The organism is Sphingobacterium multivorum, assembly GCF_039511225.1.
GTDB lineage: Bacteria > Bacteroidota > Bacteroidia > Sphingobacteriales > Sphingobacteriaceae > Sphingobacterium.
On the sequence record NZ_CP154261.1, the window covers coordinates 5,070,883 to 5,091,397 of the forward strand.

The 20,515-nt window shown below is 38.8% G+C and carries 17 protein-coding genes and 4 tRNA genes; 14 read left to right on the forward strand and 7 right to left on the reverse strand.

From position 1 onward, the window contains the following. Nucleotides 1–114 precede the first annotated feature (114 nt). Together AAH582_RS21205 and AAH582_RS21210 are read left to right on the forward strand one after the other, a co-directional pair. Nucleotides 115–185: transfer RNA gene (locus tag AAH582_RS21205), tRNA-Cys, on the forward strand. Between the two features lie 33 nt (nt 186–218). Next, nucleotides 219–398, forward strand: a complete 180-nt coding sequence (locus tag AAH582_RS21210) for a hypothetical protein (protein WP_046671880.1) — start codon at nt 219–221, stop codon at nt 396–398. A 33-nt stretch (nt 399–431) separates the two neighbouring features. On the opposite strand, the gene AAH582_RS21215 is transcribed toward AAH582_RS21210, so the two are convergent. Beyond that, nucleotides 432–1,178, reverse strand: coding sequence for a copper homeostasis protein CutC (locus AAH582_RS21215; RefSeq protein ID WP_046671859.1), 747 nt, complete (start codon nt 1,176–1,178; stop codon nt 432–434). Nucleotides 1,179–1,406: 228 nt separating this feature from the next. On the opposite strand from AAH582_RS21215, the gene AAH582_RS21220 reads away from it, so the two are divergent. Together AAH582_RS21220 and AAH582_RS21225 are read left to right on the forward strand one after the other, a co-directional pair. Further along, nucleotides 1,407–1,826, forward strand: coding sequence for a hypothetical protein (locus tag AAH582_RS21220; RefSeq protein ID WP_046671858.1), 420 nt, complete (start codon nt 1,407–1,409; stop codon nt 1,824–1,826). Between the two features lie 45 nt (nt 1,827–1,871). After that, nucleotides 1,872–2,165: a Smr/MutS family protein gene (locus AAH582_RS21225; RefSeq protein WP_046671857.1), complete on the forward strand. Its 294-nt coding sequence runs from the start codon at nt 1,872–1,874 to the stop codon at nt 2,163–2,165. A gap of 40 nt (nt 2,166–2,205) precedes the next feature. Here AAH582_RS21225 and AAH582_RS21230 read toward each other — a convergent pair whose 3' ends face one another. From AAH582_RS21230 to AAH582_RS21240, 3 genes are all read right to left on the reverse strand, one after another. Next, the gene (locus AAH582_RS21230) at nt 2,206–3,186 is read right to left on the reverse strand and encodes a 3-keto-disaccharide hydrolase (RefSeq protein WP_046671856.1); all 981 of its coding nucleotides are present in this window, start codon (nt 3,184–3,186) and stop codon (nt 2,206–2,208) included. 167 nt (nt 3,187–3,353) lie between these two features. After that, nucleotides 3,354–3,427 (reverse strand) — tRNA-Pro (locus AAH582_RS21235). Nucleotides 3,428–3,759: 332 nt separating this feature from the next. Then, nucleotides 3,760–3,833 (reverse strand) — tRNA-Pro (locus AAH582_RS21240). Between the two features lie 439 nt (nt 3,834–4,272). Between AAH582_RS21240 and AAH582_RS21245 the strand changes: the two genes are divergently transcribed. Then, entirely contained in the window at nt 4,273–6,648 is a 2,376-nt protein-coding gene (locus AAH582_RS21245) for an ABC transporter permease (protein ID WP_343320453.1), read from the forward strand. Between the two features lie 45 nt (nt 6,649–6,693). Here the strand turns inward: AAH582_RS21245 and AAH582_RS21250 are convergent. Beyond that, nucleotides 6,694–6,767: transfer RNA gene (locus AAH582_RS21250), tRNA-Pro, on the reverse strand. Nucleotides 6,768–7,109: 342 nt separating this feature from the next. Here AAH582_RS21250 and rplS point away from each other — a divergent pair. From rplS to AAH582_RS21275, 5 genes are all read left to right on the forward strand, one after another. Then, nucleotides 7,110–7,457 (forward strand): 50S ribosomal protein L19, encoded by a 348-nt coding sequence (gene rplS, locus AAH582_RS21255; RefSeq protein ID WP_046671854.1) that lies wholly within the window; start codon nt 7,110–7,112, stop codon nt 7,455–7,457. Between the two features lie 294 nt (nt 7,458–7,751). Further along, nucleotides 7,752–8,837 carry a carbohydrate-binding family 9-like protein gene (locus AAH582_RS21260; protein WP_343320456.1) on the forward strand — a complete coding sequence of 362 codons (1,086 nt, stop codon included), beginning with the start codon at nt 7,752–7,754 and terminating at the stop codon, nt 8,835–8,837. A gap of 123 nt (nt 8,838–8,960) precedes the next feature. Beyond that, a complete protein-coding gene (locus AAH582_RS21265) occupies nt 8,961–10,571 on the forward strand; it encodes a CTP synthase (protein WP_046671852.1) in 1,611 nt (536 codons plus the stop codon). Between the two features lie 39 nt (nt 10,572–10,610). Beyond that, nucleotides 10,611–12,437 carry a membrane protein insertase YidC gene (gene yidC, locus AAH582_RS21270; protein WP_343320460.1) on the forward strand — a complete coding sequence of 609 codons (1,827 nt, stop codon included), beginning with the start codon at nt 10,611–10,613 and terminating at the stop codon, nt 12,435–12,437. A gap of 118 nt (nt 12,438–12,555) precedes the next feature. Continuing rightward, on the forward strand, nt 12,556–13,341 hold the full coding sequence (locus AAH582_RS21275) for an META domain-containing protein (RefSeq protein WP_046671850.1): 786 nt from the start codon (nt 12,556–12,558) through the stop codon (nt 13,339–13,341). A 115-nt stretch (nt 13,342–13,456) separates the two neighbouring features. Here the strand turns inward: AAH582_RS21275 and AAH582_RS21280 are convergent, their stop codons facing one another. Continuing rightward, complete coding sequence (locus AAH582_RS21280; RefSeq protein ID WP_197083955.1) at nt 13,457–14,806, reverse strand: acyl-CoA dehydrogenase family protein; 1,350 nt, start codon at nt 14,804–14,806, stop codon at nt 13,457–13,459. Between the two features lie 328 nt (nt 14,807–15,134). Between AAH582_RS21280 and AAH582_RS21285 the strand changes: the two genes are divergently transcribed. The 4 genes from AAH582_RS21285 to AAH582_RS21300 all read left to right on the forward strand — a co-directional run bounded on the left by AAH582_RS21285 (nt 15,135) and on the right by AAH582_RS21300 (nt 17,833). Further along, a complete protein-coding gene (locus AAH582_RS21285) occupies nt 15,135–15,359 on the forward strand; it encodes a PG1828 family lipoprotein (RefSeq protein ID WP_046671848.1) in 225 nt (74 codons plus the stop codon). Between the two features lie 147 nt (nt 15,360–15,506). After that, on the forward strand, nt 15,507–15,731 hold the full coding sequence (locus AAH582_RS21290) for a hypothetical protein (protein WP_046671847.1): 225 nt from the start codon (nt 15,507–15,509) through the stop codon (nt 15,729–15,731). A gap of 125 nt (nt 15,732–15,856) precedes the next feature. After that, complete coding sequence (purB, locus tag AAH582_RS21295; RefSeq protein WP_343320465.1) at nt 15,857–17,206, forward strand: adenylosuccinate lyase; 1,350 nt, start codon at nt 15,857–15,859, stop codon at nt 17,204–17,206. A gap of 72 nt (nt 17,207–17,278) precedes the next feature. Further along, on the forward strand, nt 17,279–17,833 hold the full coding sequence (locus tag AAH582_RS21300) for a NifU family protein (protein WP_070563046.1): 555 nt from the start codon (nt 17,279–17,281) through the stop codon (nt 17,831–17,833). A gap of 122 nt (nt 17,834–17,955) precedes the next feature. Here the strand turns inward: AAH582_RS21300 and AAH582_RS21305 are convergent, their stop codons facing one another. Beyond that, entirely contained in the window at nt 17,956–20,373 is a 2,418-nt protein-coding gene (locus AAH582_RS21305) for a glycoside hydrolase family 3 N-terminal domain-containing protein (protein ID WP_343320467.1), read from the reverse strand. Nucleotides 20,374–20,515: the final 142 nt, after the last annotated feature.

Sequence of the window (20,515 nt, forward strand, 5' to 3'; positions counted from 1 at the left end):
ATACCAGCTTGGTTTTCAGTCGGATGCTTAAAAACGAAAAAGTTTTATCATAAAGATTTTTTAATTCCAATTATAAGTTTTATTTTTGCAGACCTTCAAAAGGAAAAAAAATAGGGTCGGATGGCCGAGTGGCTAGGCTGAGGTCTGCAAAACCTCCTACAGCGGTTCGAATCCGCTTCCGACCTCGTTTTATTTTAAACAATAAAAATATTATCAAAATGGGAGTTACACGTTTAAAAAGAAAAGATAGAAGAAATAAAACTGTTTCACGTGTTGAAGTTCAGTTTTTGAAATTAGGAACTAACGTTGAGTTAGGTTCTAGATCAAAAATGAAAGCTAGCAACCAAATCGTTAAAAACGATGCTATCTTAAATCAATTAGCTTCAGAAGCTAAATAGTAAGAAGAATTTAATAGCCTTTAAAGTACTACTTTAAAGGCTTTTTAATAGGTCCACCATTTGGTGGACTTTTTCTTTTGAGCTCATCCACTGTGCCTCATCCATTCCATTGACCTGAGTCTGGTTAAACATCATCTTTGAAACATGTAACTCTTTCGCCGAGCTATGTATTGCAACTGCACCAGTTTGTGCTAAAATATGAGCTATATTTGCTGCATCTACACCTGCACCAGGCATAATCACAATACGCCCATCAGCTTGTTGAACCAACTGTTTGAGTAACGGAACTCCAGCTAAAGCAGAATTTTGCAGGCCAGATGTCAAAATACGGTCTATCCCCAGTTCAATAACATCTTCTAAGGCCTGAAAAGGATCTTTCACACGGTCAAAGGCTCGATGAAAGGTAACGTGCATGGGACGCGCAGCCTCCACCAATCTTAGGGTATTCACTTTATCGACTGTACCATCTGCGCTCAGAATACCGATTACAACACCATCTATTCCCAATTCTTTGCACAACTGAATGTCTGCTATCATTTCCAAGATCTCGGTCTCTGTATACAGGAAATCACCACCACGTGGCCTGATAAGCGCATGAATACCAATACTCACCAACCCTCGCACTAGCTGCAACTGACCAAACGAAGGTGTAGTCCCTCCATTTTCCAGATTTTGACAGAACTCTACTCGTGTCGCCCCCCCTTGTTCGGCTTCAATTGCTGATGCTACGGAATTTGAACAGATCTCTAATTGGTAATTTCCAATTGCCTTTTCCTTCATTATATTATATCTTTAAGCTATTTTTCATTTACGCGAATAACGTAAAAAAAAAGCAAATAACCTACTCTCTTCCTTTCGATAAGATCAGTACAAGGCTCTACAACGTTTATTCAGATCACGACCGAATTTTAGACCGATAAAACATTCGGCTGACCTATTTGTATATACCTTACATGCTTTTATTTAAATAACTAAAAACCAAGCGTATACATTATTAAGTAAAATATCATGGCAATTATATCAAAAAACATGGAGACCCAAGAAAAGATCATCAGTACTTTTGAAGAGCTCCAAAAGACTATATATGACCTTAAGCACCAAATTGTTGAATTTGAATTGCTTTTTAATCAGGCTTGCAATAGACATATTGATTCCAATTTCCAAAAGGAATGGCTGCTGGACCGAATATCTTCACGTCATGATATGATTACACTTCGACATGATGCCATGTTGCTTATCCGGGACACAGTGTCTGCGTTCCGGGATTTCGATGGTTATTTTCTAGATCTCAAACAGCTCCTCCAATCGGTCGAGTTACTTATGCTCAACCATGCTGATGAGGAAGAATATGAAATTGCAGCTATTATCAAAAAATGGCATGAAAAATTTGCCCATGCGATTTATTTCGTTGGCGACTTGACCTATTAAGTCGCTCTTTTATTCTACTTTTGCAGCATTGTAAAATATGGAGAAATGCGCAAACCACCAGCTATCGTTGACTTACACACCGACGCCTTCCTTGAAGATTGGGAAGACTATTCACCAGAGGAGCTCTTACAGGAATCCATGGATTTTATGCGTTCTAACCTAGACGCAGCTATTTATTGGGAAATGAACGAAATAAAGTTTATTCACGGCAAGGGAAAAGGAATGTTAAAAAAATTGGTTTTTGAAGAGTTGCAAGAGTACAAGGCTCAGGGTGCCATTGAACGATATTATACTTCTTACCAGAATGAAGACATTGTAGTCGTTGTCATAGGGATTTAAAAAAGGCTACCTTTTCAGATAGCCTTCGCATAATGTTATGCTATTTAATAGCTGGAGTAATAATTACTTTTCGGAATTCCACTGGACCGTGATCCCCTTGGAAATAAATTGGCCCCGGCTCTGCCTCTTTGCTATCTAATGCACCACCGGTTATACCGGGAATCTCTTGGTTACTGATCACCGTCTTACCGTTTGCCACAACTGTGACAAGACGGCCCACTAACGTAATATCATAGGTTTGCCATTCTCCGGCCCCCTTGTTGACCATTTCATTTGCAGCCAAGAAGCCGTATACCCCCGCAAAAAGTACTGCATTAGGATGTGCGTCTTTAGGACTATCCTCTATCTGAACCTCATATCGGCCTCTCAAGTAGACACCACTGTTGCTTCCCGCTGGAATTTTAAATTCAACATGTAATTTAAAATCTTCAAATTTTTGCTCAGAGACCAAATTAGAACCCGATTGCGGACTGGTCAGGATACCGTTTTTCACCACCCATTGATTCGTTTTACCAGTAGCTTTCCATCCGGTCAGATCCTTGCCATTGAAAAGTTGAATAGGTTTACCCCATTTTACTGCAGCTGTTCGTTTCAGCTCTGGAGCACGAACACCTTTAAAGCGATATGTTTTTCCATCAGGTTCTGTTATCGTCCCTTGCAATACACCATTAACGATCTCGCCTTCCACGCTCAGGTTCATCTTTCCACCTTCCCATTGCGGTGGGATGGCAAATTTGAACTTCCCTTTCTCATAAAACACCTGAGAAACTGGGCGGGCACTTCCGGAAGTACTCACATAATGACCGACTAAAGTTCTATAACCCGACAATTTCACCTCAAGCCACGATGGTGCAGGAGTACCATTAATATCTACTTCGATATCCCATCGGCCAATCAGCTCTTTGCCTTCTACGTCCTGTTGATAATAAATAGATTCTCCAGTGGAATGGTTAGCAAATGTAACTTGCGGTAATGCACAAGAGGCCAAAATTCCTAAAAGAAATGCCGCTTTTCTGTTCATATTATTTATGTTTATATTCTAGTTGATAATAAATTTCAAGCAATTTAACTGTTTAACAGCGGGTTTACAAGGATATAATGTTAAAAAACACAAAGAATGTACCGGGTCGCAGGTCGGTCCCTACCCTGAAACAAAAAAAGCCCTAACTTTCGTCAGAGCTTTTCTAGTCGGGGTGGCAGGATTCGAACCTACGACCTCCACATCCCAAATGTGGCGCGATACCGGGCTACGCTACACCCCGAAAAGGTATCACCTTTGTTTTGTGTGGCACAAAAGTACATTAAAAATATATTTTTTTCAAAAATATTCTTCACAAAGAATCTAACAGATTGATTTATTGCAAAATAATTTACAAAGCATTAAAAACACGTGTCCTTTTCGATCTAAAATAAGTATAAGAACCAGTTTGACCAGCCTGAAAAGAGAAGTTAACACTTAGCTAGCTAAAATAGCGGGATTGATTGGTCTTGGCTGAGTCTCCTACAGGTCGAACCTCTTAGTATCTTAAAAGTCGCAGGTGCTCACCCTGCTATGAAACAAAAAAAGCCCTAACTTTCGTCAGAGCTTTTCTAGTCGGGGTGGCAGGATTCGAACCTACGACCTCCACATCCCAAATGTGGCGCGATACCGGGCTACGCTACACCCCGAAAAGGTATCACCTTTGTTTTTGTGTGGCACAAATATACGGTTCTTACAAATTATTTGCAAATGAAAAACATAAAATAAAACTAACAAGTTGTTACATTGCGACATAGCCTTTGTGTATTACACATCGCTCTCCCTATACATCAGAATCCAATGCTATTCCCAATATTGGCTACTTCGAGGAAGCACTCACCTACAAATAATATCGTTTTAACCGCTCAACCTTAATCCGAGCATGTTCGGATATGAACATGAAGTGTTCGAATCCAAACACTTAAATCACAAAAGAAAAGAACACAATCTACTGATTAAAAACACGTTAACCCTTTGGCAGCTTTTTTGAAACCGCCCCCTTGAACATTCATTTTTTTATAGTACTCAGACTATCCTAAAACAGGATGGATTACGATAAGGTCAAAATGAACACTTATAACGAAAAGTATGATAAAGAACTATTTCCAAATCGCCTGGAGAAATCTTATTAAGAACAAGGTTTTTTCCTTTATCAATATCCTTGGCTTAACAATAGGCATCACCGTCTGCGCGATGATATTTCTATTTATCGCCAATCAGTTTAGCTTTGACAGGTTTCACAGCCAAGGAGACCACATCTATCGGGTCATGCGTGGTTTTGACAACACCAAGGACCGTGCCCCTTATTTATCTGCCCCCTATGCCACGGCCTTATTAACCGATTATCCCGATGATATCAAAAAAGCCGTACGGGTAATGCCTGCCAATGGCTTATTCTCTGTTGGCAACATTGCATTTAATGAAAAGAAACTCTTTATTGCAGATGACGATTTCTTTGAACTATTTAGTTTTCCGCTGATCAAAGGGAATCCAACGACTGTTTTAAAAAATCCAACAAGTGTTGTGCTCACGGAAACAACTGCGAAGAAATATTTTGGAAATGAAAATCCGATCGGTAAAATACTGCAGCTTGATAAAAATAAACAATTAACTGTTACTGGGATCGCTAAAGATCTTCCGGTCAATTCACATCTGGATTTTGATCTCATTATCCCCTTATCCAATTACCTCGATACCGAACCCTTTAAAGCTTGGCAAAACAACAATTTATTTACTTACCTCTTACTTGACAAACATAAAGATGCTAAGCATTTGGAAAATCAGTTCCCCGATTTCATGAACCGACACATGAAAGCAGTTTCTACAAACATGGGTATTCATTTTGATCTTGCACTAACACCGCTACAAGACGTCTACCTGGAATCCCATAGCGCATTTGACAGTGCAAAACATGGCGATAAAAAGGTCATTTACATTTTTCTATCCATCGCCATACTTATATTGGTTATCGCCTGCATCAATTTTATGAATCTCTCAACAATACGTGCTGTTGACCGATCGAAGGAAGTTGGTTTAAGAAAGGTACTTGGCGCACAGCGTCTGCAATTAATGGGACAGTTTATAGGAGAATCCATTTTATTAACCACCATATCCTGCACACTCGCCATGTGCCTATTGCAATTATTCATGCCTATTTATAATCAGTTACTGGGCTACACCTTGACAGTCCCATGGAATTCTTGGGCGATCTATATTTTTTTAATTGCGGTTATCTTTATAGTAGGCATAGTAGCTGGAAGTTACCCTGCATTATACCTTTCAACCTTCTCCCCTATACAGGCATTAAAAGGTAAATTACGTTTAGGCAAAGGCGGCGTCCTGTTCCGCCATATTTTAGTGGTGTTCCAATTCAGCATCTCTATTTTACTGATCATCGGCACCCTTATTATCACTAAACAGATGAAATATGTAAAAGAACTGGGGCTTGGTTATGATGACCAACAGACTGTTGTCGTTCCAATAGACAATGAAGAACTGTATAACAACCTTCGCACATTCAAGAACGAATTATCCAAGAGCAGCGACATCGCATCGGTCTCCTTTATGTCCGGCGAACCTGGCGGTTTCTTCGATGGCCACACGTTCGAGGTCGAAGGAAAAAACGGTGAGAAGTGGAAATCAAGGACAGAATTCACTGATTTTGACTATGTAAATACACTGAAACTCAAAATAATTGCAGGCCGAAACTTTTCAACACAACATCCAACCGACTCCACTAGTGCTGTGTTAGTTAATCGTACCGCGGCATCAATGCTTGGATTTACCCCCGAACAGGCCATTGGCAAATGGATAAAAAATACAATCAGGGATCAATCCCCCAGGACAATCATTGGTGTAGTAGACGACTTTAATTTCCTTTCCCTAAAAGAAAACATGGACGCGCTCGTGATTTCACCTTCTACTGATCTTAGAGTAGCCCTTATCCGGTTAAATACAAAAGATTTTCCAGCAGCGTTAAAAACTATTAAAACCGCATTTGCGCAAGCAGCCCCATTATATCCGTTCGAATACAGTTTTTTGGACCAAAAATTCGATACACTGTATAAAACCGATCTTCGGCAACAACGTATACTTGGTCTTTTTTCAGGATTAGCCATATTTATTGCTTGTCTAGGCCTATATGGTTTAGCCTCCTTTACGGCCGCTAAACGAAACAAAGAGATCGGAATCCGTAAGGTACTTGGTGCTTCGGTGTCGGGCGTTACTACATTACTGTCGAGAGATTTTATAAAGCCCGTATTAGTTGCCTTGATAATTGCCTCCCCCATCGCCTGGCTAACCATGAACAAATGGTTGGAAGATTTTGCTTACCGCATCGAAATCCAATGGTGGATGTTTGTGCTGGCGGGACTAGTAACAATAGGTATCGCATTAATTACGGTAAGCTGGCAAGCTATCCGCACAGCGATAGCTAATCCGATAAACAGCTTACGGGACGAATAAAAAGTAGATACAAAAAAAGCTCTAACTTTCGTTAGAGCTTTTAAGTCGGGGTGGCAGGATTCGAACCTACGACCTCCACATCCCAAATGTGGCGCGATACCGGGCTACGCTACACCCCGAAAAGGTATCACCTTTGTTTTGTGTGGCACAAATATCGAATCATTTTTTGACTTTGTCAACACCCTATAGAAAATTAATCACTAAACGACTGATTGATTGCAGAATATTTTTATCAAAAGAATATATTCCGTTGTATTTAGCAATCAAAAAACCACTCCACATAGCCTACAAAGGAATATTCAAAATATCTTTAGATTATCCGTTTCATTTTCATATCTTTGCATCCGATTTGAATATCAGTCAATAGTTTTTTAAAAAAGTATTTTTATATTCAGAAAATAAGTCGTAATATTGCATTCCGATTTTTACAGGATATAAATCGTTAATAATTACTCGAAATCATGGATTTAGTAAAATTTGTAGAAGAACAAGCGGTAGTAAAGAATGAAATTCCCGCTTTCAAAGCTGGAGATACCATCAGCGTTCATTATAAAATTCGCGAAGGAAATAAGGAGCGTGTACAGGTGTACCAAGGTGTAGTAATTCAATTAAACAGCGAAGGTGCTAACGCTACTTTTACCGTTCGTAAAATCTCAAACGGTGTAGGTGTTGAACGTATTTTCCCTGTAAACTCACCAAACATTGAAAAAATTGAAGTAAACAGCTACGGTAAAGTTCGTCGCGCGAAATTATTCTATTTACGCGGCCTTACTGGTAAAGCTGCTCGTATTAAATCGAAAAGAATCTAATTACGACTACCACGGCATAAAAAAAGGCTTTGAAATCATTCAAAGCCTTTTTTTATGCCCTATCGCCCGTAGCTTCCAAAACGCAGGTCATACAAACCACTGCTTCTGTAATAAATTTAGGACAATTATATATTGTTTCCTAAAATCACCCCCTCCTCTTTGCCGCGCTAAAACATTTTACTTACTTTTAGCTTCGTATCTGAAAGGTAGAATCGTAGATGATCACAATAGTAAAAAAATCCTAATTTTGTTCCATCTTCACTTTGCTGCCGTTAAAAATCAAACTGTATCTTGATGAGAATTATAGCTTTTATCCTTGCTTTTATAAGCTATTCGACCTTTACTTTTGCACAACGGAATCTGAATGAATTTCTTCAGTTACAGTCGCGCCCTGAAACCTATTATGTACACCCAGCAACAGATGCAATCACGATTGACGGAAAGGACGATGAGGCTTCCTGGTCAAAAGCGCCATGGACAGACTCTTTTAAGGATATTGAGGGATTAAATAAGCCTGTTCCTACTTTTAAGACGCAAGTCAAGATGCTTTGGGATAAAGAAAATCTTTATCTTTTTGCCAAGCTTCAAGAACCTCATATCAAAGGATATTTAAGACAGAAAGATACAATCATCTATCATGACAATGATTTTGAGATCTTTCTCAAGCCAAATCTATTCTCTCCGGAATATATAGAGATTGAAATAAATGCATTAAATACAGTTATGGATCTTTTGATGACTAAACCTTATCGCTTTGGCGGTAGGGCTAATCTAAATTGGGACACAAAAGATATTGAAACTGCAGTCTATCATGCCGGGTCCATCAACAATCCACAAGACAAGGATGAATTTTGGACTGTGGAAATGAAAATACCTGTAAAAAGTCTAAAATACTTTGGCGAAGGAAATCAGATCAAAGCAAATGAAACCTGGAAGATAAACTTCTCACGCGTTCAGTGGCATTATGACAATACCGAAACTATCTATAGCAAGAGAAAAGACAACAGGGGTAAGACGCTCGCGGAAGAGAACTGGGTATGGTCTCCAATCGGCCTCGTTAATATGCATTACCCTGAGCGATGGGGACATATAAAATTTGTTAACGATACAAACCATCAACCTATCGATGAGCAATTCCTCGCGCTCGAAAAAGTTACCTGGAATATCTTTTACCTGCAACAGATCTATAGAAACGATAAAAAACGCTATGCAACGTCAATTCAGGAGTTAAGCAAATTATATCCTGAAATTATAAATGAGCACAAAAATTATGAGATTGTATTTTCAAATAGCACTAATTTCTATCGTATTGAAATTAAGTCAAAAGCACAGCCTACACTAAAGACAACAATCGATAGCCAAGGTAACATCTATTTTTAATTTAATTATTCGAGCGATCTTCAATTCTGATTTTGAATAAAAATTGCTATCTTTGTATCCCGTACATAAAGCAACTATTATTGGTCATTTTGACCACATAAAATTGAAAATCCTTTAATTGTTATGACTAAATATATTTTTGTTACGGGCGGCGTTACTTCGTCGTTGGGGAAAGGTATTATTGCTGCCTCCCTTGCTAAACTTCTCCAAGCGCGTGGCTATAAAGTTACCATTCAAAAATTCGACCCTTACATTAACATCGACCCAGGAACATTAAATCCATATGAGCATGGAGAATGTTATGTTACGGAAGATGGTGCTGAAACAGACCTTGACTTAGGTCATTACGAGCGCTTCCTGAACGTCCCTACCTCACAAGCAAATAACGTCACGACAGGACGCATCTATCAACACGTTATCCAACAAGAACGTGAAGGTGCCTATTTAGGAAAAACCGTTCAAGTCATTCCTCATATCACAGATGAGATAAAACGCAGAATGCAACTCTTGGGTGAGTCTGGTGAATATGATATTATCATCACTGAATTGGGTGGAACCGTGGGTGATATTGAATCCTTACCATTTGTGGAAGCTGTAAGACAACTTCGCTGGGAATTAGGAGCCAATAATTCGCTGGTTATCCATTTGACTTTAGTCCCTTATCTGGCTGCTGCTGGTGAGCTTAAAACTAAACCTACGCAACATTCAGTAAAAACATTATTGGAATACGGTGTTCAACCTGATATTCTAGTATGCCGTACTGAACATAAATTATCACAGGAAATCCGTAAAAAATTAGCGCAATTCTGTAATGTCAACATCAACGCCGTCGTAGAGTCTATCGATGCATCAACAATTTATGATGTGCCTTTATTGATGCTGAAGGAGAATCTTGATAAAACAGCATTAACCAAACTAAAACTTTCCAACAAAAATGAGCCTGATCTAGAAAATTGGAAGAACTTCCTTGGCAAGCTCAAAAACCCAACTAGTGAAGTTAATATTGCCTTAGTCGGAAAATATGTTGAACTACCAGATGCTTACAAATCCATTATCGAAGGATTTATCCATGCAGGTGCGACAAATGAATGTAAAGTAAAAGTAAGTTATATTGCAGCTGAAAGTGTTACCAAGGAAAATGTCGCTGAAAAGTTAAAAGGCATGGACGGTGTTTTGGTTGCTCCAGGATTCGGCGAACGCGGTTTGGACGGTAAGTTAAATGCTATTCAATATGTACGTGAGAACAATATTCCGTTCTTTGGCATTTGCTTAGGTATGCAATGTTCGGTCATCGAGTTCGGAAGAAACGTATTGGGTCTGAAAGACGCTAATAGTTTCGAGATGGATGCCACCACGAGCAATCCGGTCATCAATTTGATGGAAGAACAAAAAAATATCACCAATATGGGCGGTACAATGCGTTTAGGGGCTTACGACTGTGAAATTAAAAAAGGAACTAAGGCCTTTGCCATCTATGGTAAAACAAAAATTTCTGAAAGACACCGTCACCGTTATGAATTTAACAATGACTATTTAAAACAATATGAAGCAGCTGGAATGATTGCTTCAGGATTCAATCCGGAGACTGGATTAGTTGAAATTGTCGAATTGAAAAACCATCCATTTTTCGTTGCCGGACAATTTCATCCAGAATTAAAGTCAACTGTTGCAAATCCTCACCCACTTTTTGTTAGCTTTGTAGCCGCTGCTTTGGCCAACAAAAAATCAAAGTAGTAATAGAAGGATACGATTAATTAAGTTTAATTATTAAAAATGGATAGAAATACCCTAATTGGTTTGGTCCTGATGTTTGCTATCATCACTGGTTCTTTTTACCTGATGAAGCCTTCAGAATCAGAAATCAAACAAGAAAAAGCGAGGCAAGAAGCTAAAGCGCGTACCGAAAAAGGACTGCCTGCCGAAAGTGACTCTACCGCTAAAGCCAAAGCAGCACAAACAGCAGTGATTGCTGATTCGGCAGAACTGAAAAAGCCTTTTGGCGCGACAAAATTTGGAACGGAGAAAGTCATTACGATTGAAAACGAGAAAATCATTGCCAAAATCAGTACAAAAGGCGCCAAGGTTCAATCCGTAGAACTAAAAGGCGAGAAGAATTTCAATGGAAAACCATTAATGCTTTTTGATGGTGAGGACAACAAGTTCGGTTTTCAGTTTAATGCAGCTGGTCAAAATGTATCAACAAATGATTTATATTTCAGTACAGAGTCTTCGGATATCCAAGTTTCTGCTGAAGGTAAACAGTCTGTGAAATTCCGACTAAATTACAGTGCCGATCAATATATTGAATATGTATACTCGATTGCTGGAAAAGGCTATAATGTTGGACTGGACATTAACACAAAAGGAATACAGAATTTAATTCCGCAGAGTCAAAAAACGTTGACCCTGAACTGGAACACTACGCTGAGACAGAAAGAGCAAAACATAGAATCTGAAAGACAGAAATCTACACTGTATTATAAAGAAGATAATAAAGTAGATCACCTTTCCGAATCAAAAGATGCAGATGAAGCATTGGAGAAAAAAGTACAATGGATTGCATTCAAGCAGCATTACTTCTCTAGTATCCTAAGCACTAAAGATGGTTTTGTCAATGCAAAAGTGGATGTAAAACATGCGTCAGAAACCGACATTGTCAAATTCTACAACACAAACGCGGAATTAGCATTTGATAATCATAAGGACAATAATTATTCCCTAAACTTCTTCTTTGGACCAAATCAATACAATGTATTGAAAGCCGAGGGAAATGACTATCAATCGATTATCAATATGGGTTGGGGACCTATGCGTTGGATCAACCAATGGATTACAGTACCTGTATTTAACTTCCTGGATGGTTTCCATATGAGCTATGGTATCGTTATCCTTTTATTGACATTGATGTTGAAATTGATTCTTTCGCCAATGACCTACAAGTCTTATGTCTCTATGGCGAAAATGCGCGTATTAAAACCGCAGCTGGATGAAATCAAAGCAAAAGTAGGTGAAGACAATCAAATGTTGATGCAACAGGAGCAAATGAAACTGTACAAACAGGTTGGCGTGAATCCACTTGGTGGATGTCTTCCGCTTGTCTTACAGATGCCATTTACCATTGCGTTCTTCTACTTCTTTCCAAATTTATTTGAATTGAGAGGACAGAGCTTCCTCTTTATGAAGGACATGTCAACCTATGATACGCTATTTACATTTGCCCCTATTTTTGGATCATTCAACCACATCTCTTTGATGTGTATCTTGATGACATTAACAACATTGTTAACGACTTGGTATAACAACGCTACATCTGGCGCTACAGGGCAAATGAAATATATGGGCTATATCATGCCTTTGATTTTCTTCTTTGTTTTGAATAGCTTCCCGGCAGGTTTGAACTACTACTATTTCTTAAGTGCGTTATTTACGTTCTTGACTCAGTTGGTTATTCGCACCATGGTGAATGATGAAAAAATCTTGGCTAAATTGGAGGAAAATAAAAAGAATCCTAAAGCAGATAAAAAATCGAGCTTCCAAACAAAAATGGAAGAAATGATGCGTGCACAACAGCAAGCACAACAAAATAAAAACAAATCGTAAGATTTATTCTACTGATAAAGAAGGCTTCCAAATTGGAAGCCTTTTTTGTTTGTGAACTTTTGTAGCACTTTGTCAAACCAAACGTTAAAAAAGGTGTTAATAGGTTAAAATTTAAAATATGAACTTTAAAAACATCGCCATATTGGCCATCTTAAGCGTTGGTCTTGGAAGTTGCTCCGTAATCAAGAAGAACGCGAATGAGCAGAAGGCAGACAGTAGCCAATCGTCAGTAATTGGAAAAAAATGGCAATTGATCGAAATCAATGGACAGCCTGTAGCGGATCAGATCAATGGCAAAATGCCTTACCTCCAGCTGGACGAAAAAAGTTATAGTGCAAGTGGAGGATGTAATGGCATCGGTGGGGAATTGACTTTATCAAAGAATGGAAAGGTTAAATTTGCTCAGGGTATGTCTACGATGATGGCCTGTCCGGATATGTCTATTGAACAAGCCCTATCCAAAAACCTGATTGCTGCAGATAATTATACCGTTAAGGATGGTATTCTTAGTCTGAACAAAGCGAAAATGGCTCCCCTGGCAAAATTTAAGTTGATTCAGGAGAATAAGCAACAACTTAGCGGAACTTGGGAGCTTGATTATATATCCGGCCCACGGATCGCTTTCGACGGCCTATATCCCAATCGTAAACCAACCATGATATTTGATGCATCCAGTGGTAAAGTAAACGGAAATAGCAGCTGCAATAACTACAATATGACATTTAAAACGAATGGAAACACCATTAATTTTGGCCCCATTATGTCGACAAAAATGGCCTGCGAAGGTAATGGTGAAGCAACCTTCTTTTCGACCTTAGAAAAGGTAAATACCTTTAGCATAAGCGAGAATACGTTGACATTTATCATGGGAGATATTGCTATTATGCGATTCAAACGGAAATAAAAAAATTAGTTTTTTGCTCCAAATGAAGTAAAAAGGGCGTTGTTACGAAACAAGGCCCTTTTTATGTATTAAGCGATATTTGGCGACAGGATTGGAAAGACCAGCCAGATCCCCCCTAAACAAAGGCACTGAATCCAGTTATACTTCTGCCAACAATGAGTGAATTGATTTCCTTTGTTCCCTCATAGGAATAAATTGCTTCAGCATCGGCCAAAAACCGTGCGACATTATATTCCAACAGAATACCGTTTCCGCCCATAACCTCTCGAGCCTTGGAAACAATATCTCTCGTACGTAAAGAACAGAAGACTTTGGCCAACGAGGCATGTTCATCTCTTAGCTCACCCTTATCCTGTAATTCAGATAATCTGAAGACAAGCGTTTGCATGGCCGTTAAATTGGACAACATTTCAACCAGGTGATTTTGAATAAGCTGAAAAGAAGCGATTGGTTTACCAAATTGCTTTCTTTTACGTGTATAATCCAAGGCATTTTCATAGGCACCCCGCGCACATCCTACAGCCATCCAAGCGACACCTGCTCGCGTCATCTGAAGAACCTTTCCCGTATCTTTAAAGGAACTTGCATGTTGCAGGCGATCACTTTCTGGAACGATACAATTCGATAAGGTAATAAGACCATTCTGTACAATACGCAAAGCCATTTTATCTTTAATTTTTTCTACGGAAAAACCTGGGTTATCTTTTCGTACGATAAAACCTTTAACCTCTCCATCATCAAGATCCCTAGCCCAAATAATGGTGATATCCGAAAAGGTGGAGTTCCCGATCCATTTTTTCTGACCATTTAACACCCAGCCTTCGGCGGTCTTCTTACAGGTTGTGGTCAATCCGCCCGCTGCTCCCGACCCTACTTCGGGTTCGGTTAGACCAAAAGCACCAATCACTTGCATTTTCTGCATGTTGGGCAACCACTCCTGTTTTTGTTCTTCGGATCCACAAATATAAATCGATCCCATGGCCAAACCACTCTGTACACCAAAGAAGGTTGCAACAGATGCGTCGACACGAGCTATCTCGGCCGCTATGATTCCTTCCATTAAAGAACTCCCCCCCATACAGCCATACCCATCATAGGTATAGCCACAAATATTTAAAGCGGCTAGTTTCGGTATAATTTCAAACGGAAATTCATCTCTTAACCAATATTTATTGACAATTGGCTTGACTTCGGTCTCCATAAATTCCCTCACCTTCAATTGCAATGCGCGGTCTGAATCGTTTAATTTACTATCCATAGCATAGAAATCACCATTAATAGGCGGTAATTCCTTTTTTTCTTTTCCCGCACTCAGCATTTTCATTAAACCATGCAGCTGCTTATCATCCATTTTTGATACGGCATCCATTACTGCTCCCAAATCCACTTTCTTCGATATTTCCTCCAATTTGCCAAAGTCTATTGATTTTGCCAAATCCATTATATTCTTTACTTTATCAAACATAATTGCAATTTCTTTTTAAGTGTTTACTTCTTAAAATAAGAAAAATAATCGAAAATTGTTTGGAAACGGCATGATACAAATTGACAAATATGGAATTCTCCGGTAAATAAACGAATGGACAGCAACTTACCTTATATCGCACGATATCTTATCAATAAAATATTGGAATCAGGGAAGTTTCGAATAAAATACACAACTATAAAACACTTAAAAACAGCCTGTTAATAATATTTTCAAAAAAATATTATTTTTTGGGTTACCTTTTTTGGTTACGTGTATTAAGAGATGAAAAAGAAAATTATTTCAATTTAAATTAGAAAATTAGAAAATGAAAAACGCATTAAAATTCGGTTTCTTAGGTTTAGCTTTAACTGTAGCTTTCGCATCTTGTAACAATTCAGAGAAAAAAGCTGAAGGTGCTGCAGATTCAGCTTCTGCTTTAGTTGATTCAGCTGCTAACACATTAGATTCAGCTGCTACTAAAGTTGATTCAGCTGCTGCTAAAGTTGATTCAGCTGCTGCTAAAGTTGATTCAGCTGCTACTAAAAAATAATTTAGGACTGAATAGAGCTTTTGGAAGGCCTTTTTTACGAAAGGCCTTTCTTTTTTTTTCAAAAAAAGAAATACCGGGGTTACCTTTTTTGTTTAATGGTATTAACTCCTAAATAACAAGATTTAAAAATATTTTAATTTTAATAAAATGAAAAACGCATTCAAATTCGGTTTCTTAGGTTTAGCTTTAACATTGGCTTTCGCATCATGTGGTGAAACTGCTAAAAAAACTGACGCTGCTACTGATTCAGCTAACGTTGCTTTAGATTCAGCTAACACTCAATTGGATTCAGCAAAAACTGCTGTAGATTCAGCAAAATCTGCTGTAGATTCAGCTGCTGCTAAAGTTGATTCAACTAAAGCTGCTCACTAATTCTCTGAAAAGAATTTACACCGTATAGAAAGCTTCCTTCAACAAGGAGGCTTTTTTTATATCTACACCAATTAAATTGCTAAGCTCCAAGCATTTTTTTACCTTTGCCAAAAATCATTCAATCTATGGCTTTATCATCTTTAACAGCAGTTACGCCTATTGACGGACGCTATTACAATAATACTAATGAACTTTCAGCATTTTTTTCCGAATTTGCTTTAATCAAATATCGTGTACGCGTAGAAGTCGAATATTTTATTGCATTAAGCGAGTCTGGTATCGCTCAATTGCAACAGTTTGACAAAACACTAAATGAAAAATTACGGGATATCTATAGGAATTTTTCTGAAGAAGATGCCATTTGGATCAAAAACACAGAGAAAGTTACGAACCATGATGTTAAAGCTGTTGAGTATTTTCTAAAAGATCAATTTGAAAAATTAGGATTACAGGACTACCTTGAATTCATTCATTTTGGTTTGACTTCACAAGATATCAATAATACAGCCATTCCACTTTCCTGGAAAGAAGCAATTAAAGAGAGTTATACACCTGCAATCGAAGAATTGCTTCATGAATTGAAATCTTTGGCAACTTCGTGGTCAGAAATCCCGATGTTGGCACGTACCCATGGACAGCCAGCATCTCCAACTCGTTTGGGCAAAGAGTTCTATGTTTTCATTGAACGTATTGAACGTCAATTGCAACTATTACATCAAGTACCGTATTCAGCTAAATTTGGTGGTGCGACTGGTAATTTTAATGCACATCACGTTGCATATCCAGCGACAAATTGGATCGATTTTGGAAATAATTTCGTCAACAATATCTTGGGCTTAGACCGTTCACAAACGACCACGCAAATTGAGCACTACGATAACTTTGCGGCAAGTTGTGACGCCTTAAAACGGATCAACAATATTGTCATCGATTTATGCCGTGACATTTGGACATATATTTCGATGGAATATTTTAAACAAAAAATTACTGCCGGTCAAATCGGTTCTTCGGCTATGCCACATAAAGTCAACCCGATTGACTTTGAAAATGCAGAAGGAAATTTAGGTATTGCAAATGCAATTTTCGAGCACCTTTCAGCGAAGTTACCTGTTTCCCGTCTTCAACGGGATTTAACAGATTCTACGGTATTACGTAATATTGGTGTTCCATTTGCACATACCCTAATTGCTATTAAATCAACTTTGAGAGGGTTACGCAAATTGATCTTAAACGAACAGGCGTTGGCCAATGACCTGGAAAATAATTGGGCTGTTGTTGCAGAAGCACTACAAACTATATTAAGAAGGGAAGGCTATCCTAAGCCGTATGAAGCTTTAAAAGACCTAACACGTACCAACACACATGTTACGAAAGAAACGATAGCGACATTTGTCGATAATCTAAATGTATCAGCGGAAGTTAAGGCGGAACTAAAAGCAATCAGTCCTTCGAACTACACAGGTATTACTTTATAAGCTTTTACTTATAGATGACCTTAAGAAAGCTTCTTTTGACCTATATTTGCTTGGAATAAAAATAGATAATACATGGCTACGATTAACGTATATACAGAGTCTACACCCAATCCTTCTACAATGAAGTTCTTGGTCAACAAATTGTTGATCAACGGTAGTGTAGATTATCCAAATAAAGAAGCAGCACAAGATTCACCGTTTGCACTTGAATTATTCAAATTTAACTTTGTCAATGGGGTATTTTTTGCAAGTAACTTCGTGACCATTACCAAAACTGAAGATGCGGAATGGGAAGACATTGAAGCTTTGCTAAAAGACTTTGTAAAAGGTGCTGTAGAGTCTGAACTTGCTGTAAAAACGGTACACCACGATACAGAGGTTAATTTTGAAGGGACTGAAACTGAAGTGAAGATACAACAAGTATTACATGATTATGTGAGACCTGCTGTTGAACAAGATGGTGGAGCAATCCATTATAAATCCTTCAACGAAGGTATTGTGACAGTTGAACTAAAAGGTTCTTGCAGTGGTTGTCCATCTTCGACGATCACATTAAAAGCAGGAATTGAGGGATTGTTGAAACGCATGGTTCCAGAAGTGACTGAAGTAGTGGCAGAGGCCATGTAATCACAGCTATTTGATACAATAAAAAAGGATTCAGCAAATAGGTTTTGCTGAATCCTTTTTTTATCCCCTAGTCCTAAGAAAGGACTGCCATCCGTCATCTATGTGGTCTGGCAATTTTAAACCTAATTGACCACTTCAAATGAATCCTTAAGCGGAAGATTGACAGAAGAATTACCGATAAATAGTTCAAATTTGCCGGGTTCAACTGTCCAGTTATTGTGCTGATCCAAAAGTTCCAGGTGGGCCGGTAGTATGGTAAACCGTATGGTCCTTTTTTCCCCTGGATTAAGTTCAATTTTTTCAAACCCACGTAAATCCATTTCATAAGTTGTTACTGAAGACAGCACATCTTTGATATACAGCTGAACAACTTCGGCTCCCTTCCTCTTTCCTATGTTTTCAACATCAACCGTAACTGTGAGGGAATCTGATGGTCTGATCTGTTTCTTCGTGAGTTGTAAATTTGAAAAACTAAAATCTGTGTAGCTTAATCCATATCCAAAAGGGTATAAAAAGCCAACAACCCTACTATTTCCCCACCCATTGGGTCCGACCCCGGGTTGCCCCGCCTGTGCAGCGGGCTTGGTCGGAAAATTCATTTCAACCTGTCCTACAGACTTTGGAAATGAAATGGGCAATTTTCCACTAGGGCTATACCCTCCAAACAGCATTTCGGCAAGAACATTTCCCGACTGATTACTAAGAAACCAACTCTCCACAATTGCAGGTAGATACTTATTTTCCCAATTGACAGTAAGTGGGCGACCATTGACAAGTACCAGCACAATAGGTTTGCCTGTTTCTTTCAATTTTATTAAATAGTCGCGTTGCTTGCCTGGCAAATTTAGATCTGATCGCGACCGACTTTCACCGACTTCTCGCTCTGATTCGCCCATTACTGCTATGATCAGATCAGATTCGTTACCGAGACGAACACCTTCGGCCATCTTTTCCAGCTCCTCGCCGGACAAGTCTGTTGGAATAATCTCACTCTCAGGCCAGTTTTTATCCACGACATCTACACCTTTGGTATAATCAACCCGAAGTGCCTTTGTTTTTCCATAATTTATAATCCCATCTTTGATGGTTGTGATCGGATTATTGGAAGGTCCATAGCGACTTGTCGTATAATTTGTTGCTTCTGCCATTGGTCCCGTAACCAAAATTCGTTTGTATTTATTCACGTCTATTGGAAGTAGATGCTGTTCATTTTTCAAAAGAACAATAGACTCTCTATTCATTTGAAACGAAACTTCTTCATCTGCGGGCGTATGCACCTTTTTATCGGCTACAGCTATATCTTCTCTCAATGGATGATCAAATAAACCCAGTTTAAATTTCACGGTCAGGACTTCGCGAACCCGCTGATCCAATATTTTGGTATCCAGCCCCCCTTCCTCTATTAGTTCCATTAACGGTGTTAGATATGTACTTGGCGGATCAAAATTCGTCCGCACATTCAAACCCGCCTCCAGTGCCTGTTTAATAGCCTCTTTATAGTTTGCAGCAACATGGTGTTTATTGTAAATAAACTCTAGAGCCTCACTGTCGGACACCACATACCCTTCAAACCCATATTCTTTGCGGAGTAAGTCCTGCAAAAAATAACTACTGGCAGATACAGGCACGCCATCATAATCATTATAACTACTCATAATTCCTAAAGGTTTGGCTTCCTTTATGACCCTTTTAAATGGATAGAGGTGAAGCGAATGCATCTCACGAAAGCCAACATGCGGATCCGTTCGTGCATTGCCATCTCTTCCTCCTTTGGGCACAGAATAGACCGCATAATGTTTCAACGTGGAGGCGACACCATTTTTTTGAATCCCTAACACAACTTGTTTCCCCATTTCGGCAATATGAAACGGATCTTCCCCATAGGTTTCAACCACTCTTCCCCAGCGCGGATCTCTAGAAACGTCAAGAATAGGGGTATAAACATTTGTATAGCCAAGATACTTGGCTTCCCTACCAATTATATCACCAGCTTTGCGTACCAGCGCAGTATTCCATGTACTTCCAATATTGATTGGTGCCGGCAAGGAGGTAGCCCGATCATGGTTGAGTCCATGAATTCCTTCGTTGGTAAAATCAACCGGAATACCAAGTCGTGTATTTTCCACAAACCATTGTTGAACATTATTTAAGGCTTGAGCGTGGCGGCTGAAGGGATACGAAAATGAACTTTTTGCCGACTTATTATAAGCTAAGCTATTCAACATTTCGTCCATATTGGCCAAGCCGTATTTCCAAATCTCTTTGTCCCAAGCGGCAGTGGGCTGTTCATCCTTCAAAACCCGCCCATAACCGTAAAGTGTGACAGTCTGATTGGCCTTTTCTTGAACAGTCATTTGACGCAACAGGTCCTCCACACGACTGGCTATTTTCTGATTGCGGTCTTCATAAATATCCTTTTTTCCATTTTTGTTAAAGTCAATCCAATCCTTATGGTAAATGTTGATGTGCTGGGCAGAAGAATGCAAATAAAGGGTTGAGAGCGCTGAAATAATTAGGCAGCTTTTGAGTTGATTAAGCATTATGCTGAAAATTGTTGGTTTTATAAAGTGAAGCAAGGTACAAAAAAAATAAAAATCCGCGGATGAAACACATCGTCAATCTGGAATAAGTCAATATAAATTCATTTTTTAACAAGCATCTAGCTTAAAAATAGTTAACTTT